The organism is Pseudomonas sp. IT-P2 (assembly GCF_949767575.1).
GTDB classification, from domain to species: Bacteria; Pseudomonadota; Gammaproteobacteria; order Pseudomonadales; family Pseudomonadaceae; genus Aquipseudomonas; species Aquipseudomonas pharyngis.
Genome location: NZ_CATKQA010000011.1, coordinates 122,255 through 146,081, shown reverse-complemented (window position 1 = coordinate 146,081; position 23,827 = coordinate 122,255). Strand labels below are relative to the sequence as shown.

The window sequence follows — 23,827 nt, the reverse complement described above, 5'->3', positions numbered from 1 at the left end:
GGCGCAGCAGGTGCTTCAGATTGTTTCGAGGCGGGACTTCAGTGGCGGCGCTTGAAGGTCACGGACGGCAATTCGCCGAACTGCTGGCGGTAGCTTTCGGAGAAACGCCCGAGGTGCAGGAAGCCGTAGTCGAGCGCCAGTTCGGTGAGGTTGCGCACCGGGCAGCTCGGGTCGCTGAGACAGGCATGAATGCGTTCCAGCTTGCGCTGGCGGATGTATTGCATCGGGGTCACGCCGAGCTGGCGCCCGAACAGGGCGTACAGTGAACGCGGGCTCATGTTCGCCTGGGCCGCCAGGTGTTCGGCGGGCAGATCCAGCTTCAGGTTGCGCTCTATATAGTCGAGGATCCGCTCGAAACTGACGCTCGGCGAACTCAGGCATTCACGGCTGACGTTGGTGTTCATCAGCGAGATCAGTTTGCCGCCGACGATCTGCGCATAATGCTCCTGCACCCGCAGCAACGGGTCGCTGGCTTCAGCTTCCTGGCAGATCATGCCCAGCAGATTGGTAAAGCCTTCCAGTTCGTCGAGCCGGTAATGATTGCGCAGAAACCGGATGCCGCCGGCAGGATGCAGCCAGCGCTGCTCGTCGCACACTGACTCCAGCACGCTGACCGGCACCTTGAGGATGAACTTCTCGCAATCGTCGGAATAAGTCAGGTCCACCGGATCGTCCGGGTTGATCAGCAGCAATTCGCCCGGCACCAGATGATGCTCGCGCTTGTGCCCGCGCCACAGGCAGTTGCCTTGCAGCAGGACTTGCAGGTGATAGACCGTTTCCAGTGCAAGTGAAGTGACGCGAACGCTGCCGCCATAGCTGATGCGGCACAGATCGAGGTCGGCGAGTTTGCGGTGGTTGAGGCTGGCTTGCGGATGCGTGGTTTTGGACAGGCCGATGAAATGCTGGCCGACGTGCTGGTTCACATAGTCGGAGACGGCATACGGGTCAGCGTGGCGAAACACGCTGCTGCGGTCGCTCAGCAGGCGGCTGTCCATGGGCAAGGTACTCGATCTTGTCGTTATGGTGATGGTCACGGTTTACGCCATCACCGGTCACAGTACGCCGGCGTGCCGGATCGGGCAATTGGACGAAGGTTTGGCTGTCCGCTGATCGAACGCTTTCAGCGAATCAGAATTGACGGCCCCCAACGAAAAAACCACCTGCGAACAGGTGGTTTGATCTGGCCGGCACACCCGATCACTCAGCGATCGGCATGCTGTTCCAGCATCGCATAGGCCTCGCCGGTGAAACGGTAGCTTTTGTCGGGCTGAAACACGATGACGCCCTCCTCGCACAAACGCTTGAGCACTTCCCTGACGCTGATGAACTGAATGCCGCTGACAAATGCCTGCAGATACCCATGCACCCCGCGCCCGCCAACGGCGCGTCCTTCCCGTGTGGCAACCAGCAAGGCATCGATCACCTTGATCCGGATCAGGCTGGTGCGCAGCCCGTAATAATGCAGCAGCTCACGGATATGTTCGTTGGTACTGCGCTCGAAATCGAAGGCTCGCTGGACTTTCGGGATCGGCAATGGCGTACCAGAGGAAGTCGATGCCGGGCTGGTTAACATTCGAATACTCCTTTTCCTTGAAGGCTCTGTGATCAACCGCTGTGCGTAGCTCTATATATAAGAAGGCGCACCCAACAGTGCGCCCCCGGATCAGAAGTCGACGGTCGCCGACAACTGCAACGTGCGTGGATAGCCCGGGGAGAAAGCGCCATAGGACGCCACACCCGACCAGTACTCGCGATCAAACACGTTCTGCACCGTGGCGCGGAATGTCGTTGGCCGACCTTCGATCTTGGTGGCGTAGCGAGCGCCGGCGTCGATGCGGGTCCAGGAAGGCAGTTCCTGGGTGTTGGCCTGATTGACGTATTGGCTGTCGGTGTAGATCGCGCCGCCGGTCAGAGTGAAACCTTCGACCCACGGTGTGTCCCACTCGGCCCAGAGGTTGGCCTGGACATCCGGCACGCCCACCGGTTTGTTGCCACGGTTGGCGGCGGTGGCCGAATCCGTCAGTTCGCCATCGAGCAAGGTCACGCCGCCCATCAGGCGGGTGCCCGGCGCCACTTCACCGAACATGCTCAGCTCGACACCACGGTTGCGTTGTTCGGCCTGCACCGAGAACACGTTGCTGGCGCCGATTTCGCCGCTCGGCTTCTCGATCTGGAACAGCGCCAGAGTGGTCATGAACGTGCCGTGTTCGTACTTGACGCCGATTTCGTGCTGCCTGGATTTGTAGGGTGCGAAGGTTTCACCGGAGTTCGCCGCCGTGCCCGGAGCGATATCACCTTTGCTCAGGCCTTCGACGTAGTTGTAGTACAGCGAAACGTCTTCCCACGGTTTGACCACCACGCCTGCCAACGGCGTCGTCGCGTTGTCGTCGTAACGGGAGCTGACCGCACCCGAAGCATTGTAGTTACGCGATTCGATGTCCTGACGGCGCACGCCGAGGGTCAACTGGATCCGGTCATCGAGAAAGCCCAGGGTGTCGGTCAACGCGATGCCGGACAGTTCCGATTCGGAAATGCGCAGCACTTTCGGCGAGTTGATGTACTGCTTGGGCACGTCCACCGGGTGGTAGATGTTCGAGCGGATTTCCGTGCCGTTGTTGATGCCCCGGGACAACTCATCCTGATAACGGGTCGCCATGACCGTGGTCGTGTGGGTGACCGGTCCGGTGGCGAACAGCGCACGCATGCCCACGTCGGCCGTCGAACGGTCGACGTTGAATTTGTAATAGCCGGGGATGTTGCTGGTGTCGCCGGCGTCGTTGAGGATTCGCGGCACCTGGTCGGACATGCGCTTGACGTCGGAGCGGCCACCGCCGGCGTGGGCGAATACCGTCAGATTATCGTTGAGGTCGTACTCGCCGCCGAGCAAGGCCGACTGCTCCTTGGTGTCCGACCAGCCCCAGTCCTGCGGCAGGTTGGTGCGGCCGTTCGGCGCCGATGGAATCTCGACGCCCGGTGCGATGGTGAACGGGCGCGACGCCGCCTCGAAGCTCTCTTTCTGGCTGATGAAATCCAGGTTCAGACGCAAGCGCTCGCCCTGGTAGTCGAGGGCGATTGCACCGATGTTGAGGTCCCTCTCCTGATCATCCACCGCAGTGTCGCCGCCCTGGAGGCTGCCATTGAAACGTACGCCGAACTGGTTTTCGTCACCGAAACGCCGACTGATGTCCAGGTGCCCGCCCACTTGCGAGTCCGACGCGTAACTGCCGGTGAAGCGGGTCAGGTCTTCGGCCAGCGGTCGTTTGGGTACGATGTTGATCACGCCGCCAACACCACTGTTGGGCGAAATCCCGTACATCAGCGCGCCCGGCCCCTTGAGCACTTCGACGCGCTCGGCGTATTCGGTGAACACGCGATAGTTGGGCGCAACGCCGTACACACCGTCATAGGCCAGCTCGCCGAGGTTGCCCTCGCCTATCGCAAATCCCCGGATGAAAAACGAATCGACAATCCCGCCGGTTTGCCCGGTGGAGCGCACCGATGGGTCGCGCTCCAGCGCATCAGCCACGGTGACCGTTTGCAGATCCGCGAGGGTTTTGGCGGTGTAGCTGGTCACGCTGAACGGTGTGTCCATCACGTCTTTGTTGCCCATCATCCCCAGCCTTGCGCCTCGGGCGACCTGCCCTCCGGCGAGAACTTCCGGCAATGCGGTTGCGCCGTTGTAACGGGCGTTGACGTTGGTGGTGTCCAGCGTCAGCCCTTCCGTGGCGGCGGCGTCCTGTTGCTCGGGTTGCTTGGGGTCGGCTGCCCAGGCAGTGGCGCTTCCTGCGGCCAGGATAGAACTCAGCATCGCGGTGCGAATGGCCAGTGTGAGGGCGCGTTCACTGCAGGGTCGGCGTGCAACAGACATGACGATTGGGTCCTTCTCGAATGGCTGAAAATGGTAATGACTCCTATTTGCCAGTCGACAATCGAAAAAGTATCAGCGTGGCCGAATATTTTTTTGCGCGGATCGCCCGCAGGGGAACACGCCGGAGGATGGGGCAGTGAAACCCACCCTCCGACGCCGATCAGTCATACAGGCAGTGCAGCGGGATGGAGACCACCGGCAGTGCGGGGTCGAACGCGTGGCGGGTGGTCTTGTACGGGAACAATTCGCCACGCTCGATGGTGGTGAAAATCTGCGCCACTTCGAACACTTGTCCGGTTTGCCAGTGGCGTACGCAGACACGTGGGTCGGCGTAGTCGAGCTGGATGCACGGCACGCGTTTCAACCCCAGTGCCCGCGCTGCGTTGAACCGGTGGTTGCCGTCCATCACGATGCCCCGGGAACGCTCGACGATGATCGGTTCCAGCCAATGCCCGGCCTGGATGATCGCCTCGCGCAGACGTTGCACGTTGAGCGGATCGACCTGCTCGGATTGCCGCACGTCGCACAGCGCACGCAAGGCAATCTGGTAACCATGTCCCATGCTTCACCCCCGGTTTCAGCAGGCATCCGCGTTGGCGACCAGCGCGTACTGGCTGGCCATGTCCCGCAGGCGCTGGGCCTGTTCGATGAGCGGCAGATCGACCATTTCGCCGTCGACCTGCACCGCGTGACTGCCCCCGGCCACCGCGTTCAGGACCCGATCCGCCCACGCCAGTTGGCGGGCGTTGGGCAGGAAGGCTTTCTGCACCGTAGTGATTTGCGAAGGATGGATACACAGCTTGGCGCCGAACCCCAGTGACCGGGCGTAACGCGAGTCGCGCTCGACCACCGCCATGTCGCTGATGGCCGGGGTCACGCCATCGATCGGCGCCGGTAACCCGGCCACCCGCGAAGCCAGCACGATGCGATTGCGGGCGAACAGAAACGCTTCGGGAATCTGGCTGCAATCGATGTCCAGGGAAAAATCCAGCGAACCGAATGCCAGCCGCGCCAACCCGGGAATCGCCGCAATCGCCTCAACCTGATGCAAGCCCTTGGCGGTCTCGATGATGGCGACGATCTGCAGCTCGGGGTTCCATTCCAGCAGTCGCCCGACGACATGGGACAGGCTCTCCGGGCATTCGGCCTTGGGCAGGAAAATCCCCGCGCAGCGCTCGGGGTAGCGCATATCACCCAGCCACGTCATGTCCTGGCGAAACAGCGAACTGCCGACGCTGTTCAGCCGGATGTAACGCCGGCAGGCGGTTTCAGGCGTGCTCTGTTGCCAGGCCCAGATCGACGCCCGGGCCACGGCTTTGCTGTTCGGATGAACGGCATCTTCGAGGTCGAGAATGATCGCGTCCGGCCCGGCGTCGACCGCTTTGGAAAAACGCTCCGGGCGGTTGCCGGGAACGAACAGGTAGCTGATGGGAAGCGTAGCGTTGGTGCTGTGACGAACAGTCATCGGGACTCTCCTGAGCGTGCTTCAGTCGTGGGTTTTCAAAAAAAATTCGAACACCTGTTACAGGGGAAAAACCGGGTTGATTTCAGGCGCATTGAATCAATCGTCAACACCTTGAATAACAAGGCGTTAAGAGAATTTTTAATCAATACGCGAGCGCTTACTTGAGCAGGCGAACAAACGGCTTCGCACTCCCCTGTTGTGTGTGTTCATTCAAAAATATTTGAAAACCTTACTTGATAATCGTTCCCGTTCGCAATATTGTTCGAGCCGCTGACAGGGTCGAGACTCAAATCAAGACCTGCGATTTTGTTCACCGAAAGTTCGGCGCAATGATGTCATTTACATGTCAGGCAATGGCACTTCAAAAGCGACAAGGCCATATTTTATTGGCCTTCTCCTTGCCTGTCTGAGCCTTAAGGAGTGGGGTTCTCATGAAACAGATTTGTGAAAATTTTATGAAAGAACATGCCCCTTGTTTAATTCCAGAGCGGATCTGTTATCCGCCTCCACCTTTTTAAACATTCGTATCTGACGAGCAGCAAGAACACGCAACATACATATGGCGATTATTTACGCCAGAGGTTTTCTATGCCTGAATTAATTGCGCCGCCCGTTAAACACACAACTGAAGCTCATTACACAAAAGTGCTGAAACCGTTACTTGATCCTGTTATCGAAAACTTTCTTCAACATTCACCAGGAAAACTTGTTGAGCTTGTTAAACAACACGGATCGCCGCTGAATCTGGTGTGGCCACATGCCTTTGAGGCCAACGCCCAGGCGCTGCAATCGGTGCTGAAAAAGCATGACGTCGACTGCGCGATTTTCTACGGCGCCAAAGCCAACAAGTCCCAGTGCCTGCTGGCTGCGGCTGCGTCTTCGGGCATCGGCACTGACGTATCGAGCCTGTTTGAGTTGCAAGCTGCACTGCGCGCCGGGACCAAAGCGGAACATTTGTGCGCAACCGGGCCGGCCAAAACCAACGCGTTTCATCAAGCGCTGGTGCAAGGCGGTTCGCTGATTTGTGTGGATTCCCGAGAGGAATTCAGCGAGCTAACAGCGTTGCTCGACACCTCGCCGCCACCGGCAAAAGCCCGAGTCCTGCTGCGTTACAGGCCAACAAATTGCTCGTCGAGCCGCTTCGGAATGGGCGCCGATGACGTGTTTCAGTGCTTGCAATGGCTGACGGAACATCGGGAGTCGTTGCACTTCGAAGGTTTCCATTTCCACCTCGGCGGATACGGCTACGAAACCCGGGCACAGGCCTTCCGTGAAGTGACCGGGTTCTTCGATGCCGCCAGGGAAATGGGCCTCGACCCGGTCATGATTGACATCGGTGGTGGCCTGCCGATGCGCTATGTCGACCCACGGCAGTACGACAGTTTTTTGCAGAACGACAACAACCCTGGTCATTATCAGAACCGTCGAGTACCCCACTCTTATTACCCTTATGGCAGCAGTCTGACGGCTTGCCAGTGGTTGGACTTATTCCTGACGTCGGAGCATTCCCCGGAAAAAACCATTGCCAGTTACTTGAAGAGTCAGAATATAAAACTGGCACTGGAGCCCGGCCGAAGTCTGGTGGATCAAGCGGCGATCACCGTCTTTCGCGTAACGCGCACCAAACAATTGGCCGACAACAAAGTTGTGATATTCGCCGAAGGCAGCAGTTTCAGCGCGTGCGAAACCTGGTTTTCATCTGAATACCTTGTCGATCCAATCCTGATCACTTCGAAAGAATCGAGACAAGTTCCGATGCAAGCCTACATCGCCGGACATAGTTGCCTGGATGATGACGTGATTACTCATCGATTGATCAACTTCGAAACAACACCGCAAACCGGCGATTTATTGATCTACGCCAATACCGCCGGTTATCAGATGGACTTGCTGGAAAACGAATTTCATCGCCACCCGTTGCCACGGCGACTGACGGCGACTTGTTGTACGGAAGGTAACTACGCATTCACACCTGACTATTAAGGGAAGACGTCCAGATGATACTGAATAAAGTTTCGGATCTTATTGGCAATACACCAATGTTGGGCATTGATGTTCCGGATACCAACGCTCGACTTTTGCTCAAGATAGAGAAGAACAACCCCGGCGGCAGCATTAAAGACCGTATGGCGCGCAACATGGTATTGGCGGCGCTCAAGTCCGGAAAGTTGAAACCCGGTGGTGTGGTCGTGGAGTCGTCCTCCGGTAACACCGGCATCGGCCTGGCGATGGCAGCCGTGGAGTTCGACCTGCATTTCATTGCGGTGGTCGATCACCATGCGGCGCAGGACAAGATCGCGGTGATGAAGGCACTGGGCGCCGAGATCCGCTTCGTCGCCGGCACGTACCGGGAAGACGAAGTGGCCGTGGTCGAGCGTCAACGGTTGGCCGCCGAACTCGCCTCGCAGATCCCCGGCGCGGTGTTCATGAACCAGTCCGACAACGCGGCCAATGCCGGCGGCTACAGCGACTTCGTCCGTGAAACCATCGCCCAGGCCGGTGGCCACATCGGCGCGTACGTTGGCTGCGTCGGCACTGGCGGTTCGATGACCGGCATCGCCCGCGGCCTGAAACTGCACAACCCGGACATCGTTACCGTCGCCGTCGAACCGGCCGGTTCCATCGTCTTCGGCCATCCCGGCTATCCGTACTACCAGTCGGGGACCGGCACCCCGGCCGGCGACACCGTTGGCCTGGTGCTCGACTACAGCTGCATCGACCTGGGCTTGCAGGTGACCGATTCTCAGGCGTTCGAAACCGCCCGCTACATCGCACGCAATCTGGCCCTGCTGGTCGGCGGTTCGACCGGCGGAGCGATCTTCAAGGCGCTGGAGCTGATTCACAAAGGCACGCTGACCGGCAACGTTGTGGTGCCGATTGCCGACGGTGGCGAGAAGTACCTGCACACCGTATTCGACGACAAATGGCTGGAAGAACGCGACCTGCTGGACCCGGACGTCGCCCCGCAACTGGACCGCTGGCTGGGCAAGACCCGCTGGCTGGAATCCGACGCCACTCCCCTGCAATTGAGCGTCGCCTGACGCGTCTCCCACACAGGAAAGTCTCTGTATGAAACCGCTGAAAGTCGCCATATGCGGCGCAGGCAGGACCGGGCATCTGAATGCCATCCTGTTTAAACAGTTGCCCAATGTTCAGGTTTCGATACTCACCAATAATCAAGAGGTGGTCGACCGGCACCTCGCCAACCAGCCGATGCAGGCGCTGATGCCGGACGGCTCGACGCTGAGCGCGCGACCGGACCGGGTCAGCACCGACGCCGGCGTCGTGGTTGCCGACGCCGACATCGTGATCATCACGGTGCCGGCTCACGCACGGCCGCAAGCCTTGCAAGCCATCGCGCCGCATTTGAGTTCGAGCAAACCGGTTTATGTCGGCGCGATCCCGGGTTTCTGCGGTTTTGACTGGCTGGCGGAAGCTTCGCTGGGCGAACGCTCCAATGTGGTGATCTGGGGAATGAAGGATGTGCCGCACACCGCGTTCGATCTGAAGCCTGGGGTGTCGGTCAAGATGGGCGGCGGCAAGAGCCAGTTGTATGTCGCGCTGCACGACCGCGAATCAGCGCAATCACGGCAGCACCTGGAAAAAATCCTCACCACGCTTTATGGCCCCTGTGTGACGATGCTCGACCACTACCTGGAAATCACCCTGACACCAGGCAACCCGATCATGCACAGCTCGGTGATCTACGGTTTGATCGGTCCTTACGGCCAATGGCATCGCAAGATCTTCCCGCAACGAATGTGCTGGTGGACCGAATGCCCCGAGCTGGGCGCCTATTTTCTGGAGCGCATGGATCAGGAAAGTCAGGAACTGTGCAGCGCGATCAGCCAGCGCATGGGCATCGACCTGTCATCGGTCAAATCCCTCAAGCAGGAAATCATCGAGGCCTATGGCGAGCAGATCCGCGATCAGAGCAGCATGCTGTCGATCCTGCGCACCAACCAGGCCTACAACGACATCCTCGCGCCAATGATTCCGGCCGACGACAACCGCGCCGGCTACGTGATCGAGCGCGAAAGCCGCGCCTTCAACGAAGACGTTGCCTACGGCCTCGTGCTGCTGGTGGAAATGGCCCGGCGCTTCGAACTGAAAGTCCCCTACATCGAAGAAGTCCTGCAATGGAGCGTTTCCTACATGCAGGGCCTGCGCGACTCGGCGCTCGACTACTTCCCCAGCCAATGGCCGCGCACGGCGTGAGCGGGTTCAACTTTTCATTAATTTCTCGACGAGCAGATAGCTGATATGGATGACTTCAAGACACTCATCGCCTACTCCCGCAAGAACGCCCTGCGACGGATGATCCGTTGCCTGTTTGCCGAAAACATTCTGGATCGCTCGGGTCTGCGCTTCTCCGAGGCCGGCAACGAGGCCTCGTACGCGCTGAAAGACGGCCGTTCCCAGGTGTTCTTTTCCAACATCGCCAAGGGCCCGGCCGACACCGTGGTCAATGACGGCGACGTGATCCTGATGACCGATGAAGGCGTACGCCAGGTGATCTACACCCATCATGACCTGCTGGATGTGCTGCGCGACAGCTTCGATTTCGAACCCACTGATGAAGGCATCGCCGGGCTCAAGTCGGACATGGAAAACAGCCTGATGAACGACGCCCACGCGCGTCAGCATCGCCAGCAATGGAACGCTCGACTGGCCGCCGCCGCCCGGGAACAGGGCCTCGACAGCCTGACCGATTACCTGCGCCAGCACGCAAGCACCAAGGACGCCGCGATCCTTCTCGACCAGTGGGGCTCGCTGGAAGGTCACCCCTACTATCCGACCTGGAAAGCGCGACCGGGCCTCAGCGATGAGGAAGTCGAGCAACTGTCACCGGAGTTCAACGCCCAGGTGCCGCTGCGCATTGCCGCGCTGCGGGCCGACATGGCGAAAAGCGAAAGCATGCCTCACGTCAGCGATTACCACAGCTGGTTCGCCAGTAACTTCCCAACGCAATGGGCGCAATGGAAGGCGTCGCTCAACGACAAGGGCCTGGACGAATCCCAGTGGTTGCCGCTACCGATTCACTCATGGCATTTGCAGGCTTACGTGCTGAAAAACTTTGCGGCGGAAATTGCAGAAGGCATTCTCATCACCGACGGTCCGGACATCCAGACCCTGCCGACCATGTCCTACCGCACGATGATGCCGGTGCTCAATGAGAGCGCGCCGCTGATCAAGTTGCCGATTGCCGTGTGGATGACCAGCGAGCTGCGCAGCCTGCAAGCCAAGTCGATTCACATGGGGCCACGCATCAGCACCGTCATCACGAAGATCCTCGAGGTCGAAAACGGTTTCGAGCAACGCCTGGAAATCTTCCCGGAGGAGATCGGCTTGCGTTACAAGCACGCGATCACTCAGGACGACCATCCCGGCCGGCATCTGTCGGTGGTGTTCCGTGCCAGCCAGCAAGCGTTCGAGCGTAACGACGATTGTCTGCCGATCACCGTGGCTTCTCTGTTCACTCGCTTGCCGGGCAACGGTCGACCACTGTTCACCGAGCTGATCGAGCGCGACGGCGTTCGGGCCAATGCCGCTCAGGTGGAAGACTGGTTCCGTCAGTACGCCAAAGTGGTCACTCATCCGGTAGTGGCGATCTACCTGATGTACGGGATCGGGCTCGAAGCGCACCAGCAGAACACGATGGTGCTGTTTTCCCCGGATGGCAAAGCACGTAGTCTGCTGATCCGCGATTTCGGCGATGGCAGGACCTACGCGCCATTATTGGAGGGACGCGGCTACACCCTGCAACCGCATGTGCAGCCGGGCATTCTGCCAACGGTGTTCGAGGGCGATATCGAGCCGGTGCGCATGTTCGTGCTCGACGCAGCCTTCCTCACGCACCTGCATGAAATGGCCCTGTGGCTGACCAAGGAGTACGCGCTGGACAACAACCGGATGTGGGGCATTCTGCGTGAAGAAACCGAGCAGGCGTTCGCAGCGGTGCGCGAGCGTGTTGCGCCGGATCTATGGGAAGTCGAACGCAAGGCCTTCCTCAATGATCCATGGCCGACCCGTTCGTTGCTGCGCATGCACATGATGCAGTATTCCAACTACCGGATTCAGCACACGCTGACCAACCCGCTCAATGTCGTTCAATAACCGAGGCTGACTCATGACCCAAGCAGGTGCCATCGCGGGTTCGCGCGTAAGAGTCCTGATTTATCTTCTGTTCGCGATCCAGCTCATTTCGATGGGCGCGATGGAAATGAGCGGGCCGTTCTGGCCTGTCCACCTGCGCGGGCTGACCTCCTCAGACTCGCTTTTCAGCTTCGCCAGCATCGCCGTGTACGTCGGGCCGATGCTGGGCATTATTCTGACCAGTGCATTCTGGGGCCGTATCGGCGACCGCTACGGCCACAAGTTGATGATGATCCGCGCCCTCGCCGGCCTGTCATTGACCCAGCTTGGGCTGGCCCTGTGCAGTGACATCTGGGTGATCCTGATCCTGCGCTTCCTGCAAGGCGCCTTCGCCGGCTACATCGCCCCGGCCCAGGCGTACGGCGTGAGCATTGAAGCACCTTCGCGGCGGGCACGGCTGTTCGCGATCCTGCAGATCTCCACCAACGTCGGCTCGTTGCTCGGCGCAGTGGTCGGCGGACTGATCCTCGATTACGCGACATTCTTCTGGATCAACATGATCGCCGCTGTGCTATGCGCCATCTGCACCGTGGTCGCAGCCGTGACGTTGCCGGATGTACCGCCAGTGAAGAAAGCGCCGGTCGCTGATAAAGCGGCTCCTGCCAGCCATAACACCAGCGTCTGGCAAGGCACGCCCCTGCTGTCGCTGCTGGGTGTCATGGGCATCCTGCTGCTGGCGCGGATGCTGCCGCAGACGTCGTTCTCGCTGTACGTCAGCTCGGTGTTCGAGGTCAGCAACTCGGTGGTCGGGCTGTGCTATGGCTTGCTGGCGCTGGGTTTCATTCTGTCGGCAACCGCGTGGTCGCGTTACTTCGAGCACCGTTCCCGGCAGGACACCTTGCAACGCATTACTTATGTCGTGATCGGCTGCATCGCGCTGACGGCACTCGCCGGCGTCACGCGTAATCCGATCGTATTCGTCGGCACCTACTTCATCTGGGGCGTATTGCTCGGCGCCACGACGCCGGTGCTGATGGCGCTGATCTCCAAGACCGCCGACAGCTCGCGCCAGGGCTATGTGCTGGGGATTGCCCAAAGCACTGCGCAATTCGCGTCCATTGCCGGGATCTCGGCCGGTGGTCTGCTCAGCCAGGTCTATGGTTTGCAGTACACCTACCTGTTTGTCTGCCTCGCCTACATCCTCGCGCTGATTCCCATCGTTGCGTTGCGCTACCGGCCGATAGTCATGCAACCGAGCCAGATCCCGCCGGGCGACTGACCAAGGAGTTTTCGTTGAACATTGAACAACTGCGCGCCGACACCCCTGGTGTCGAGCAACTGATTCACTTCAACAATGCGGGCGCGGCGCTGATGCCCAATCCAGTCATCGAAGCGGTAACCCGTCACTTGCAACTTGAAACCCGGATCGGCGGTTACGAAGCCGCCGGGCAACAGGCCCGGGAAGTGGAAGACGTTTACGACGCCATCGGCCAACTGATCAACGCGCGTCCCGATGAAATCGCGGTGATCGAAAACGCCACCCGCGCCTGGGACATGGCCTTCTATTCATTGCCGCTGCGGCCTGGTGATGTGGTGCTGACGTCGACTACCGAATACGCCGGCAACTACATTCCCTATCTGCAACTCAAGCAGCAGCGCGGCATCGAGATCAGGGTGATTCCCAACGATGAACAGGGACAGGTGTCATTGCCGGCGCTGCGGGACATGCTCGGCGATGATCGGGTCGCCCTGGTGTCGCTGCCGGTGATCGCCACCAACGGCGGCCCGGTGCAGCCTATCGAACAGATCGGCGCCCTCGCCCGCTCGGCCGGGGTTCTGTTTCTGCTGGATGCCTGCCAGGGCGTCGGGCAGATGCCGATCGATGTGCAGAAAATCGGCTGTCATATGCTGGCGGCCACCAGCCGCAAATACCTTCGTGGCCCTCGGGGCATGGGGTTTCTCTACGTCGAAAAAACCTTGTGCGAAAACCTCGAACCGACGTTTCTCGACCTGCACGCGGCCTCATTGCTGACCCCGGACACCTTCAAGATCCGAGGCGATGCCCGACGATTTGAAAACTGGGAATGCAACGTTGCCGCGAAACTGGGCATGGGGGCGGCGGCCCGTTACGCCCTGGCGCAAGGCATCGAACCGATGTGGCAGCGCATTCAACGATTGTCAGCGCATCTGCGCAATCGTCTGGCTGATGTGCCGGGTGTTACGTCGCAGGATCGGGGCGCGGTCAAGTCAGGCATCGTCACCTTCACCTGTAAGGACGCCAGCGCAGCACAAGTCCAGGCATGGCTCGCGGTGCAGGAAAAACGCATCAACGTCACCACCTCGACCTTCCGCTCGACGATGCTCGACATGCAGCAACGGGACCTGCTGGAAGTCAGCCGCGCATCGCTGCACGCTTACAACACCGAGGATGAAATCGATGCCATGGTAAACACGTTGTTGAGAATGCCCCGCGCCTGAAAACGGATGCTGATTCGCGCTTGCGTCGCAGGCTCTTTGTAAACTAGCATTGGGAATACTTCTCAATTGCAAAACACTGCAGCCATGAGCGAAACCCTTCCCGCGAACAACGACAACCATCTGCGCGTGATCGAAGCGCTGTACAGCGGCCATCACGGCTGGCTGTACGCCACGCTGAAGAAAAAACTGGGTAACGCCATGGATGCGGCGGATCTGGCGCAGGATACCTTCACCCGGATCCTCGCCTCCCAAGTCACGACCATCGAGCAACCCCGGGCCTACCTGAGTTGCGTGGCGAAGGGCATCCTCATCAACTGGTATCAGCGCAAGGCTCTGGAACGCGCCTACCTTGATGCCCTCGCGCATTTGCCCGCACCGGAAGTGCCCTCCCCCGAGTTGCGCTTCGTGGTGCTGGAAACCCTGCACGAAATCGACGCGATGCTCGACACCCTGCCGCCACTGGTCAAACGCGCGTTCCTGCTGTCGCAGATCGGCGGCTTGAAATACGCCGACATCGCCGAGCAGCTGGACGTCTCGCTGATCACCGTCAAGCGCTACATGAAACAGGCTTTCGTGCAGTGCCTGATGCTGGTGGAATGAATGCTTACGCGCCGCAGTGAACCGCCGCTCGATCCGAAAATACTCGAAGAAGCCGCCGAGTGGCTGATGCGTCTGAGCGAAAACGACCTCAGCGAAACCGAGCGTGCGGAGTGGGAGTACTGGAAAGTCAGCAGCCCCGAGCGCAACCGGGCGTGGGCCCGCGCGCAGTTGCTGCAAAGCAAGTTCGGCGGCCTGCCGCCGTCGCTGGCGATGTCGGCGCTGGATCGCCCGAGTAACCCGGAACGCCGCGCAGCGCTGGGCAAACTGGCCTTGCTGCTGGCGGCGATACCCGCCGGTTGGGGCAGCTGGAAACTGGCGCAGTCGCAGCAATGGTCCGCCGATTACCACACCGCCGTCGGGCAGCGTCGCGAACTGACCCTGGCCGACGGCTCGCAAATCACCCTGAACACCGACACGGCCATCGACGTTCTGTTCGACACCCGGCAGCGGCTGATCCATTTACGCGAAGGCGAAATCCTGGTGCAGACTGCGCCGGACAACGCCGCGCAGCCTCGACCTTTTCTGGTCAGCACCCGTCAGGGCCGGATGCAGGCGCTGGGCACGCGCTTCACCGTTCGTGAATGGCAGCCGCGCACCCAACTCGCAGTGCTCGAAGGCGCTGTGCAAGTCGAGCTGGCCGACAGCCCACAGAGCGCGCCGATCATCGTCAACGCCGGGCAACGTACCGACTTTTCATCACAGGCCTTTGGCTCGCTGAACCCGACCGACCGCAACGTTGGCGCCTGGACCGAGGGCATGCTGATGGCGGACAAGATGCGGCTGGCGGATTTTGCTGTCGAACTGGCGCGCTATCGCCGAGGCATTGTGCGGTGCGATCCAGCCATTGCCGACCTGCGCATTTCCGGGGCCTTTCCCATCAGTGATACCCAACGCTCGCTGAACATGCTGGCGCAGACCTATCCCGTGCGCGTCTCCGGGCACTTGAGTGGTTACTGGGTGACGCTCTCACCCGCCTGAGCAAAAAAATCACCGCACGGGTGATACTTTTTTTGATCTCGGCTGGCTATGAAAGGAACAACCATTCCACCTCGTCCATAGGGTCATCCCTTCATGCTCGTTGCACGACCCTTGCTTGCGGATCGTCTGCTAAAGCCCGTTATGCGCGGCGTGTTGCTCAGCGTTGTGCTGGGCCTGGCCAGCAGCGCGCTCGCCGAGGCAGCCAGGCCGGTGCAGCTGGACGCGGTCACTGTGCGAGCCTACAACATCGGGCCCGGCCCGCTTGGCGTGACCCTCTCGAGCTTTGCCGTGGACGCCGGTATCGCCTTGTCGTTTCAGCCGTCGATCACCGAAGGCCTCGGCAGCCCTGGATTGTCCGGCAGCTACTCGGTGCAGGAAGCGGTGTCTCGACTGCTCGAAGGCAGTGGCCTGGAGATGGTCGCTCGCAGCGACGGGACCTGGACGCTGGTAGTACGCCGGGTCACGTTGTCGGACACCACGGTCGAAGGCATCGACACGCGCACCGACAGCTTGCCGCCGGTGCTTGCGGGCGGTCAGGTCGCCCGCGGCGGACGCCTTGGCATTCTGGGCAACCGCGATGCGATGGATGCTCCGTTCAGTGTCAGCAGCTACACCTCGACACTGATCAAGGACCAGCAGGCTGTCACCGTCGGCGACTTGCTGGAGCGCGACTCATCGGTGCGTTCCACAGGGCAGACAGGCGGGATTGTCGACTCGTTCTTCATCCGTGGTTTTCCGGTCGGCGAAGGCAACCTCGGTGAACTGGCGTTCGACGGCGTGTACGGCGTGGCCTCCAACTACCGGGTGTTCACCGAGTACGCCGAACGGATCGAACTGGTCAAAGGCCCCGGCGCCCTGCTCTACGGCATGTCGCCCAACAGCGGTGTCGGCGGCGTGATCAACGTGGTACCCAAGCGTTCACTGGACGAAGACCTGACTCGTTTCACCACCAGTTACGCCTTGAATACCCAGCTCGGCGGCCACCTCGATGTCAGCCGACGCTTCGGTGAAGAACGCCGCTTCGGCGTGCGGATCAATGGCAGCGTCCAGCAAGGCGATACGGCTATCGACAAGCAATCCCGAGAGGTCGGTATCGGCGCGATGTCCCTCGACTACCAGGGCGAACGCCTGCGCACCACCCTGGACCTGATCAGTCAGAAAGAGAGTTTCGACGCCGCATCCCGCCCCTTCCTGATTGCCTCCGGCGTGGAGATTCCGTCCGCAGCCAACGGCCGCACCAGCGTCAGCCAGGAATGGGGCTGGTCGGAAACCCGCGACAAATCGGCGTTGCTCGGCGGCGAATACGACCTCAACGACAACCTGACAGTGTTCGCCCACGCCGGCGGTGGCCGATCGGATGTCGCGCGCATGTCCGACCAGACGCCGACCATCATCAATGAAGCGGGCGACACCTCGTCGATCCCCGGCTATTACAAATTCGAAGTCCAGCGCTACACCGTCGATGCCGGTGCGCGGCTGCGGTTCGACACCGGGCCGATCAGTCATAGCACGGCGCTACAAGTCACCCGCTACCGCGATAACTTGTCCCGGGGGATTATTTCCGGCCCGGCGATCCTGTCGAACATCTATCACCCGCTCGATCGCCCGAAACCCGCGATCGCCAAGCCGGATACCCCGAAGGTTTCCGAAAGCGAGCTGTCGGGCGTGGCCCTCGCCGACACCCTGTCGGTGCTCGATGAACACCTCCAGGTCACGCTCGGCGTGCGCCAGCAGAACATCAAGTCGGATAACTACAACACGGCAGGCTCAATCACCACGTCCTACGACAAAAGCAAATCCACGCCGCTGTTCGGGATCGTCGCCAAGCCCTGGGACCACGTCTCGCTCTACTACAACTACGTCGAAGGCCTGGGCAAGGGTGACATCGCGCCGTCTGCCGCTGCCAACGCGGGCGAGATCTTTTCCCCTTATGTGTCGCGCCAGCAGGAAGTCGGGGTCAAGCTCGACTACGGCCGTTTCATGTCCACCATCGCCCTGTTCCAGCTTGAAAAGCCCAGCGGTGAACTGGCATCCGGGGTGTTCTCGGTCAATGGCGAACAGCGCAACCGGGGCGTCGAACTGAACATGGCGGGCGAGATTGCAACAGGCACACGCCTGATCGGGGGCGTGACGCTGCTCGACGGCGAACTGACCCGAACCGGTGTCGCTGCCAACCGTGGCAACAAACCGGTCGGGGTTCCCGAAGTGCAAGCCAACCTCTGGGCCGAATGGGACGTGCCGCAAGTCGAAGGCCTGACATTGACCAGCGGCGCGATCTACACCGGCACCCAGTACGTCAATCAGGCCAACACCCAACAACTGGACGCCTGGACCCGCTTCGATGTCGGCGCGCGCTACGCCACCCGCATCGCCGAACGGCCGACCACTTTGCGGGCCACCGTGCAGAACGTGTTTGACCGTGAATACTGGTCGGGCGTCGCCTCCTACGGCGCGTTCTCCCAGGGCGCGCCTCGGACCTTGTTGCTCTCGGCCACTGTCGATTTCTGAAACGTCCGGTCCGGAGCGGCGCCTGGCGTCGTGGTCCGATCCGGCTTTTGCAAAGGCATACACCATGGTTAATGTTTTTCGCCGCCGCCAGACCTTCGCCGCCCTGCTGATCGCCGGGCTGCTGGGTTTGTCGATTTCTTCCTTGATGCCAAGCCGCGTACAGGCTGGCGAAGCGGATCCGGCACTGGGCACCGTGACTGACTTGCAGGGCCGCACGGTCAAGGTTCACCTGCCGGTGCGCCGGGTCATTCTGGGTGAAGGTCGCCAGCTGTATCTGGTGGCCGCGCTGGATACGCAGAACCCTATCGAACGCATCGTCGGCTGGCGCAAGGATTTGATCCAGTCCGACCCGGACACCTATAACGCCTACCTGCGCAAATTCCCCGACATCGCGAAAATCCCGACCTTCGGCGGTTTCGAGAGCGGCACCTTCGACATCGAGCAGGCGATCTCGCAGAAGCCTGACGTGATCATCCTCAACATCGAAGCGCAGCACGCAACCGAGGATGCCCGCTACATCGAGAAACTCGATGCCCTGGGCATCCCGGTGGTGTACGTCGACTTTCGCAACAACCCCATGCAGAACACCGAGCCGACCATGCGTCTGTTCGGCAAGTTGTTCGGCAAGGAAGAGCGCGCCGAAGCGTTCATCGATTTTCGTAACCAGCAGATCCACCGCGTCACCGACGTGATCGAGAAATACCATCCTGCCCGTCCCAACGTGTTCATCGAGCGCATCGGTGGCTATACCGATGATTGCTGCCTGAGTTTCGGCAACGAGAACTTTGGTCTGTTCGTCGACATGGCCGGTGGCAATAACATCGCCCGTCGGATCATTCCGAGCACCTTCGGGCAACTTAACCCTGAGCAAGTGATCGTCGCCAATCCCGACCATGTGGTGGTTACCAGCGCCGACTGGGAAGCCTTTGCGCCGCGGGGCCATTGGGTCGGCGTCGGCCCGGGCGCAGACCTGACCGAAGCCCGGCGCAAACTGGCCTGGTACACCCAGCGCCCGGCCTACGCCGGCATCAAGGCGCAGAACACTCAGGCGTTTCATGCGATCTGGCACCAGTTTTACAACAGCCCTTACCAATTCGTGGCCATTCAGCAATTGGCCAAATGGTTCCACCCGGAACTGTTCGCCGATCTTGATCCCGATGCGGCATTTCGCGAGATGCACGAGCGCTTCCTGCCGGTGCCGTATGAACCGGGCTATTTCGTCAGCCTGCAAAAAACCGAGGTCAAGCCATGAGTTCGCTGGGCGAAGCACCGATTGTGCAGAGCGTCACCTACCGGCGGCTGGTGCTGCGTAAACGGCTGATTCTGTTGGGGCTGGCCGTGCTGCTGATCTTCAGCGTGTTGCTCGATCTGGCACTGGGCCCGGCCCGTTACAGCCTCAGCGAAGTGCTCGGTGCTTTGATCTCGCCGGAAACCGCATCGGCACAAGTGCGGGTGGTCATGTGGGACATCCGCCTGCCGGTGGCGTTGATGGCGGTCGCTGTCGGCGCGGCGCTTTCGCTCGCCGGGGCGCAGATGCAGACCATCCTCAACAACCCGCTCGCCAGCCCGTTCACCCTCGGTATTTCGGCGGCGGCCGGTTTCGGCGCAGCGCTGGGGCTGGCCTTCGGCGTGGCGCTGTTTCCGCTGGCGGCGCAATACATGGTGCCGCTCAACGCGTTCATCATGGCGATGCTCTCGGCGCTGTTGATTCACTTCATGAGCATGCGTCGTGGCGTGACCGCCGAAACCATCGTGCTGCTCGGCATCGCGCTGGTGTTTACCTTCAATGCGTTATTGGCGCTGGTGCAGTTTTTCGCCACCGAACAAGCCGTGGCAGCCGTGGTGTTCTGGACCATGGGCAGCCTGACCAAGGCCACGTGGCCGAAACTTGGGATGATCTGCGTGGTGATCCTCATCACCCTGCCGATCTTCGCCAAACGTGCGTGGGCGATGACGGCCCTGCGCCTGGGCGACGACAAGGCTGCGAGTTTCGGCATCAACGTGCGCAGCCTGCGCTTTCAGACGCTGATCATGGTCAGTCTGCTCGCGTCGTTTCCGGTGGCGTTCGTTGGCACGATCGGCTTCATCGGGCTGGTTGGGCCGCACATCGCGCGGATGCTGATCGGCGAGGATCAGCGGTTTTTCCTGCCGGCCTCGTTGCTGACCGGTGCGCTGATCCTGTCCGCCAGTTCGGTGGTCAGCAAGACCCTGATCCCGGGAGCGATATTCCCCATCGGTGTGGTCACGTCACTGATCGGCGTGCCGTTCTTCATTTCTCTGATTCTCAACGGTAAGAAAAACTCATGGTGAAGATCCGGCTCGACAACCTCGGCGCCCGCTACGGGCAGCGCGAGATCATTTCCGGCGTCAGTACCGCAACGTTTACCGGCGGCCAGGTCGTGGCCGTCGTCGGCCCCAACGCGGCAGGCAAATCGACGCTGTTCAAGCGCATGGCCGGGCTGATCGACGGGCCGGGCGAAGTGATTCTGGAAGGCTCGAAAAAAGGCACTCAAGGCATCAGCTACATGCCCCAGGGCGTGAACGCCAGCGCCCGGCTCACGGTGTACGAATCGGTGCTGCTGGCGCGCAAGCAACTGACGCCCAACTGGGCGGTTCACGATGATGAACTGAAACTGGTGGACGAGATTCTCGAAGCGCTCGGGATCACCGAACTGTCGTTTCGCAACCTCGGTGAACTGAGCGGCGGCCAACAGCAATTGGTGTCAATCGCCCAGACGCTGGTGCGCGAACCGGAAATCCTGCTGATGGACGAACCCACCAGCGCACTCGACATGCACCGACAGGTTCAGGTGTTGAACTTCATGAAAGCCCTCGCGCGCCGTCGCGAAGTGATCGTCTTCATCGCCATTCACGACCTGAATCAGGCGCTGCGTTTTGCCGATCAGGTGCTGGTCATCGCGGGTGGCACGGCCCATGGCAGCGGGCCCAGCCATGAAGTCATCACCGAGCCGATGCTGCGCGCGGTCTACAAGGTCGAGGCGCGGATCGAGCAATGCAGTCGCGGGCAGCACCATATTCTGATCGATGACATTGTTTGAGGGTTGCACCGTCAAACCGCAAACGCAGGGATGCCGAGAGCTATTTCGTGACGGGTAGAAATTTCAGGCAGGCGAAACCGGTCTTGATACGCAATTGTTGGATGGGCTGGACACTTTCCTGATCGCCGACCTTTTTCACTACACCGATCCCGCAGTGATACTGGTCGTACTTGAACACCGGAATGATGCCGGGCTTGGTCTCGCTCCAGAAACCGGTCTTTATGGTGTAGACAGCGCCTTCCTGAGGCGTGAAGGAAAAAGGTATCTGGCACTGAGTACCGCCCACTACATCGCGGTAAGTCAGCACCAGCTCTTTACCGACGGCGACTTTGGACTCGATGAAGTCGCCGTTATAGGAAAGCGGCGTAAAGCCGGCATAACAACTTTTTTCGTTGAACGTCATCGCGTCCAGCGTTGTGCCACGATCATATTTAAGGCGAACGGTCGCAGAAGGCTCATCCGGGCGGGGAAACTCGTACTGTTTGCCCATGAACAGTGACGTGCAACCACTGAGCGCAAACGACCCGGCCAACAGTGCACACCAACCAAACTTGTATTTACCGACCATCAACCAGTCCTTGAGACGTTTGAATAGGGAACTGCCTGCCCCTCAGAGCAAACTCCACGACACCCCGACATACATCGCCATGCCCTCACCCGGCGTGGAGCGTGCGGCGTCCAGACCTTTATCGTCATAGCCCGGCGTAACTGTAGCGGCGTAGTGCTTGTCGGTCAGGTTGCGCATGTCCAGCCAGGTCTGCCAGTCGCCTTTCGGTGCGTTGTAACCGAGGGTCGCACCGAAGGTGGCGTAAGGATCGGCGTAATAGCTGTTGGCGTAATCCACTGCGGTTTTCGAGACCAGTTGCGTGTTGACCGCCGCGAAGAAACCCTGCGGGAAGTCGTAGCGCAGTTCGCCCTGGTAGTAATGCATCGGCAGGCCCGGCAAGCGGTTATCACCGAAGCGGTCGTCGTCGCGGTAGTGGAAATCGCTGAAGGTGTAGGCCTGACGCAGGCTCAACTTGCCGCCATCGTTCGCTGACCACAGGTTGCTGAGCAGGCTGGCTTCCACGCCTTGGTGCACGGTCGGGCTGGCGTTGAGTTCGTAAGGCGTGGTCGCGTTGGCGTCCGGCAATACCGAGAGCAATTCGTGGCGCACCTGAGCGTAGTACCAGGCCAGGCTCCATTCACCGAGCGCACTGTCGCCACGGCCGCCGAGTTCCAGGGTGGTCGCGGTCTGATTCTGCAGCTTGACCGGGTCGCGCTGGGTGCCGGTGGCGGCGCCGCTGCCGGCCGGGAACCGTACGTTGGAGCTGTAGATCAGCGACCACGGATGCGGCGCTTCGACCGAGCGGCTCAGGTTGCCGAACAGTTGCAGGTCCGGCGTCACCTGATAGCGCAGGCCCAGACGTGGCGCGTAATCCCAGTCACCGAGGCTGGTCTTGCCGCCACCCTCAGGGTAGGTCACGGCGCTTTCGCGACGGGTGTAGATCGCGGCGAGGCCGGTGGTCAGCCACAGGTCATCGGCGATTTCCAGATCGTTGCCCACGTGCAGGACAGAATCCGAACCCTGATACGTAAAGTTGCGCATGTGAGTGCCCGGCGCATAGCCGGCGGTGTTGCCGACAGGAATCCGCACCAGCTCGCTGGCCCCGTCGTTGGGCAGGTGTTTGGTCACTCGCAGGCCCACGGTGCTGTTGCTCTCCATCCCCCAGAGCGTGTCGCGGCGCTTGTAGTCAAACGTGCCGCTGACATCGGTGTACGCCACTTTCAGGCGATTGGGGCCTTCGCGCAGGTCCATCGGGTAATCGTGATAGACCAGACCGGTCTGGATGCTCGAATCGTCATCGATGTAGTACGTGGTCTTGTTGCCGATGAAGGTGCTGCCGGGCTGATCGCGGCTGTCGTTGCGCGTTACGTAGGCCGGATTGGCCGCGCGTGGATCGTGTTCGATGGAGTGCTTGGTCACCCGCCCGGCGAGGTCGTTGTCGGTCTCGCGGTGACGGATGTAGAAGCGGGTTTCCAGATTCGGATTGAAGCGATAACCGAAGTTGGCGATCACGCCCTGGCTCTTGCTGGCGGTGTGATCCTGATAACCGTCGGAATGCGCGTCGGTCATCGACAGGTAGTAATCGAAGTCACCCAGCACCTGGCCCGAGCTGACTTGCCGCTGGGAATAACCGTGGCTGCCCATGACATAGCGCACATTCAGCAGTGGCGCGTTATAGCCCGTGTGGCTGACGTAATCGACGGCGCCACCGAGGGCCAGCGCACCGCGATCAAAACCGTTGGCGCCGCGCAGCACTTCCACATGATCCAGCCACAGCGGCTCCAGCAGTTCATAAGGCGTGCCGCCGGGGCCGGTCAGCGGCAGACCGTCGAGCATCGTGTACAGCCCCGAGGCGTGGGCGCCGGGGGCACGGTTGATGCCAGAGCCACGGATCGAGATTTTCGTTCCTTCGTTGCCCGCCGACTGGGCATAGACACCGGGCTGATACGCCAGCACGTCCTGATTGCTCGCGACCCGGCCCTGCAATGGCTGGCGCATATCGACCACATTGCTGCCACCCGGCACCTGGGCCAGACGAGCCTTCGCCTCTTCCACCGACAGATCGTCACCGCTCTGATCCTCGGCCCCGATCAGCACTTGCCCCAGTTCCAGCCCCTGGGATTGCGCCTTGGCCGGACAGACAAGGGCCAGCCCCAGCAAGGCAGCGGGCAGGGTTTTCAGCGAAGGCATCGGGTGAACTCCAGACAGGCGGGAACGGACAGTGACAA

General features: G+C 60.6%; 19 protein-coding genes. 12 read left to right on the top strand and 7 right to left on the bottom strand.

Annotated features, from left to right (window positions below; all coding sequences use genetic code 11):
* Positions 1-38 precede the first annotated feature (38 nt).
* The 5 genes from ACM6JM_RS07445 to ACM6JM_RS07425 form a co-directional block, all read right to left on the bottom strand.
* The gene (locus ACM6JM_RS07445; protein WP_414881576.1) at positions 39-995 is read right to left on the bottom strand and encodes an AraC family transcriptional regulator; all 957 of its coding nucleotides are present in this window, start codon (positions 993-995) and stop codon (positions 39-41) included.
* Positions 996-1,201: 206 nt separating this feature from the next.
* Positions 1,202-1,573 (bottom strand): fe2+ zn2+ uptake regulation protein, encoded by a 372-nt coding sequence (locus ACM6JM_RS07440; protein ID WP_074690768.1) that lies wholly within the window; start codon positions 1,571-1,573, stop codon positions 1,202-1,204.
* 90 nt (positions 1,574-1,663) lie between these two features.
* On the bottom strand, positions 1,664-3,868 hold the full coding sequence (locus ACM6JM_RS07435; protein ID WP_414881575.1) for a TonB-dependent receptor: 2,205 nt from the start codon (positions 3,866-3,868) through the stop codon (positions 1,664-1,666).
* Between the two features lie 160 nt (positions 3,869-4,028).
* A complete protein-coding gene (locus tag ACM6JM_RS07430; RefSeq protein ID WP_414881574.1) occupies positions 4,029-4,430 on the bottom strand; it encodes a ParB N-terminal domain-containing protein in 402 nt (133 codons plus the stop codon).
* A 15-nt stretch (positions 4,431-4,445) separates the two neighbouring features.
* Positions 4,446-5,333, bottom strand: a complete 888-nt coding sequence (locus tag ACM6JM_RS07425) for an HpcH/HpaI aldolase/citrate lyase family protein (RefSeq protein WP_052266598.1) — start codon at positions 5,331-5,333, stop codon at positions 4,446-4,448.
* 588 nt (positions 5,334-5,921) lie between these two features.
* Between ACM6JM_RS07425 and ACM6JM_RS07420 the strand changes: the two genes are divergently transcribed.
* The 12 genes from ACM6JM_RS07420 (at position 5,922) to ACM6JM_RS07365 (ending at position 21,052) form a co-directional block, all read left to right on the top strand.
* On the top strand, positions 5,922-7,316 hold the full coding sequence (locus tag ACM6JM_RS07420) for a Y4yA family PLP-dependent enzyme (RefSeq protein ID WP_414881573.1): 1,395 nt from the start codon (positions 5,922-5,924) through the stop codon (positions 7,314-7,316).
* Positions 7,317-7,330: 14 nt separating this feature from the next.
* Positions 7,331-8,374 (top strand): PLP-dependent cysteine synthase family protein, encoded by a 1,044-nt coding sequence (locus ACM6JM_RS07415; protein WP_039771145.1) that lies wholly within the window; start codon positions 7,331-7,333, stop codon positions 8,372-8,374.
* A 28-nt stretch (positions 8,375-8,402) separates the two neighbouring features.
* Positions 8,403-9,551 carry an NAD/NADP-dependent octopine/nopaline dehydrogenase family protein gene (locus tag ACM6JM_RS07410; protein WP_085667215.1) on the top strand — a complete coding sequence of 383 codons (1,149 nt, stop codon included), beginning with the start codon at positions 8,403-8,405 and terminating at the stop codon, positions 9,549-9,551.
* Positions 9,552-9,596: 45 nt separating this feature from the next.
* The gene (locus tag ACM6JM_RS07405) at positions 9,597-11,450 is read left to right on the top strand and encodes an IucA/IucC family protein (protein ID WP_414881572.1); all 1,854 of its coding nucleotides are present in this window, start codon (positions 9,597-9,599) and stop codon (positions 11,448-11,450) included.
* Positions 11,451-11,463: 13 nt separating this feature from the next.
* On the top strand, positions 11,464-12,708 hold the full coding sequence (locus ACM6JM_RS07400) for an MFS transporter (protein ID WP_414881571.1): 1,245 nt from the start codon (positions 11,464-11,466) through the stop codon (positions 12,706-12,708).
* A gap of 14 nt (positions 12,709-12,722) precedes the next feature.
* Positions 12,723-13,907, top strand: a complete 1,185-nt coding sequence (locus ACM6JM_RS07395) for an aminotransferase class V-fold PLP-dependent enzyme (protein WP_414881570.1) — start codon at positions 12,723-12,725, stop codon at positions 13,905-13,907.
* Positions 13,908-13,991: 84 nt separating this feature from the next.
* Positions 13,992-14,507: a sigma-70 family RNA polymerase sigma factor gene (locus ACM6JM_RS07390; RefSeq protein WP_039771138.1), complete on the top strand. Its 516-nt coding sequence runs from the start codon at positions 13,992-13,994 to the stop codon at positions 14,505-14,507.
* Positions 14,508-15,485, top strand: a complete 978-nt coding sequence (locus tag ACM6JM_RS07385; protein ID WP_039771136.1) for a FecR domain-containing protein — start codon at positions 14,508-14,510, stop codon at positions 15,483-15,485.
* Between the two features lie 93 nt (positions 15,486-15,578).
* The gene (locus ACM6JM_RS07380; RefSeq protein WP_414881569.1) at positions 15,579-17,993 is read left to right on the top strand and encodes a TonB-dependent siderophore receptor; all 2,415 of its coding nucleotides are present in this window, start codon (positions 15,579-15,581) and stop codon (positions 17,991-17,993) included.
* A gap of 64 nt (positions 17,994-18,057) precedes the next feature.
* Positions 18,058-19,245, top strand: coding sequence for an ABC transporter substrate-binding protein (locus tag ACM6JM_RS07375; protein WP_414881568.1), 1,188 nt, complete (start codon positions 18,058-18,060; stop codon positions 19,243-19,245).
* Positions 19,242-20,303, top strand: coding sequence for a FecCD family ABC transporter permease (locus ACM6JM_RS07370; RefSeq protein WP_074690759.1), 1,062 nt, complete (start codon positions 19,242-19,244; stop codon positions 20,301-20,303). Before ACM6JM_RS07375 ends, ACM6JM_RS07370 begins: the two co-directional genes overlap by 4 nt.
* Positions 20,297-21,052: an ABC transporter ATP-binding protein gene (locus ACM6JM_RS07365; RefSeq protein WP_414881567.1), complete on the top strand. Its 756-nt coding sequence runs from the start codon at positions 20,297-20,299 to the stop codon at positions 21,050-21,052. The genes ACM6JM_RS07370 and ACM6JM_RS07365 overlap by 7 nt, the downstream gene beginning before the upstream one ends.
* Positions 21,053-21,092: 40 nt before the next feature.
* Here the strand turns inward: ACM6JM_RS07365 and ACM6JM_RS07360 are convergent, their stop codons facing one another.
* Complete coding sequence (locus ACM6JM_RS07360) at positions 21,093-21,620, bottom strand: hypothetical protein (RefSeq protein ID WP_039771126.1); 528 nt, start codon at positions 21,618-21,620, stop codon at positions 21,093-21,095.
* 42 nt (positions 21,621-21,662) lie between these two features.
* Positions 21,663-23,789: a TonB-dependent receptor family protein gene (locus ACM6JM_RS07355; protein ID WP_414881566.1), complete on the bottom strand. Its 2,127-nt coding sequence runs from the start codon at positions 23,787-23,789 to the stop codon at positions 21,663-21,665.
* Positions 23,790-23,827: the final 38 nt, after the last annotated feature.

What these genes read in the sequence shown, in the direction of transcription:
- ACM6JM_RS07445 (WP_414881576.1), bottom strand. Translation starts at nt 995, where the DNA reads ATGGACAGCCGCCTGCTGAGCGACCGCAGCAGCGTGTTTCGCCACGCT.
- ACM6JM_RS07440 (WP_074690768.1), bottom strand. Translation starts at nt 1,573, where the DNA reads ATGTTAACCAGCCCGGCATCGACTTCCTCTGGTACGCCATTGCCGATC.
- ACM6JM_RS07435 (WP_414881575.1), bottom strand. Translation starts at nt 3,868, where the DNA reads ATGTCTGTTGCACGCCGACCCTGCAGTGAACGCGCCCTCACACTGGCC.
- ACM6JM_RS07430 (WP_414881574.1), bottom strand. Translation starts at nt 4,430, where the DNA reads ATGGGACATGGTTACCAGATTGCCTTGCGTGCGCTGTGCGACGTGCGG.
- ACM6JM_RS07425 (WP_052266598.1), bottom strand. Translation starts at nt 5,333, where the DNA reads ATGACTGTTCGTCACAGCACCAACGCTACGCTTCCCATCAGCTACCTG.
- ACM6JM_RS07420 (WP_414881573.1), top strand. Translation starts at nt 5,922, where the DNA reads ATGCCTGAATTAATTGCGCCGCCCGTTAAACACACAACTGAAGCTCAT.
- ACM6JM_RS07415 (WP_039771145.1), top strand. Translation starts at nt 7,331, where the DNA reads ATGATACTGAATAAAGTTTCGGATCTTATTGGCAATACACCAATGTTG.
- ACM6JM_RS07410 (WP_085667215.1), top strand. Translation starts at nt 8,403, where the DNA reads ATGAAACCGCTGAAAGTCGCCATATGCGGCGCAGGCAGGACCGGGCAT.
- ACM6JM_RS07405 (WP_414881572.1), top strand. Translation starts at nt 9,597, where the DNA reads ATGGATGACTTCAAGACACTCATCGCCTACTCCCGCAAGAACGCCCTG.
- ACM6JM_RS07400 (WP_414881571.1), top strand. Translation starts at nt 11,464, where the DNA reads ATGACCCAAGCAGGTGCCATCGCGGGTTCGCGCGTAAGAGTCCTGATT.
- ACM6JM_RS07390 (WP_039771138.1), top strand. Translation starts at nt 13,992, where the DNA reads ATGAGCGAAACCCTTCCCGCGAACAACGACAACCATCTGCGCGTGATC.
- ACM6JM_RS07385 (WP_039771136.1), top strand. Translation starts at nt 14,508, where the DNA reads ATGCTTACGCGCCGCAGTGAACCGCCGCTCGATCCGAAAATACTCGAA.
- ACM6JM_RS07380 (WP_414881569.1), top strand. Translation starts at nt 15,579, where the DNA reads ATGCTCGTTGCACGACCCTTGCTTGCGGATCGTCTGCTAAAGCCCGTT.
- ACM6JM_RS07375 (WP_414881568.1), top strand. Translation starts at nt 18,058, where the DNA reads ATGGTTAATGTTTTTCGCCGCCGCCAGACCTTCGCCGCCCTGCTGATC.
- ACM6JM_RS07370 (WP_074690759.1), top strand. Translation starts at nt 19,242, where the DNA reads ATGAGTTCGCTGGGCGAAGCACCGATTGTGCAGAGCGTCACCTACCGG.
- ACM6JM_RS07365 (WP_414881567.1), top strand. Translation starts at nt 20,297, where the DNA reads ATGGTGAAGATCCGGCTCGACAACCTCGGCGCCCGCTACGGGCAGCGC.
- ACM6JM_RS07360 (WP_039771126.1), bottom strand. Translation starts at nt 21,620, where the DNA reads ATGGTCGGTAAATACAAGTTTGGTTGGTGTGCACTGTTGGCCGGGTCG.
- ACM6JM_RS07355 (WP_414881566.1), bottom strand. Translation starts at nt 23,789, where the DNA reads ATGCCTTCGCTGAAAACCCTGCCCGCTGCCTTGCTGGGGCTGGCCCTT.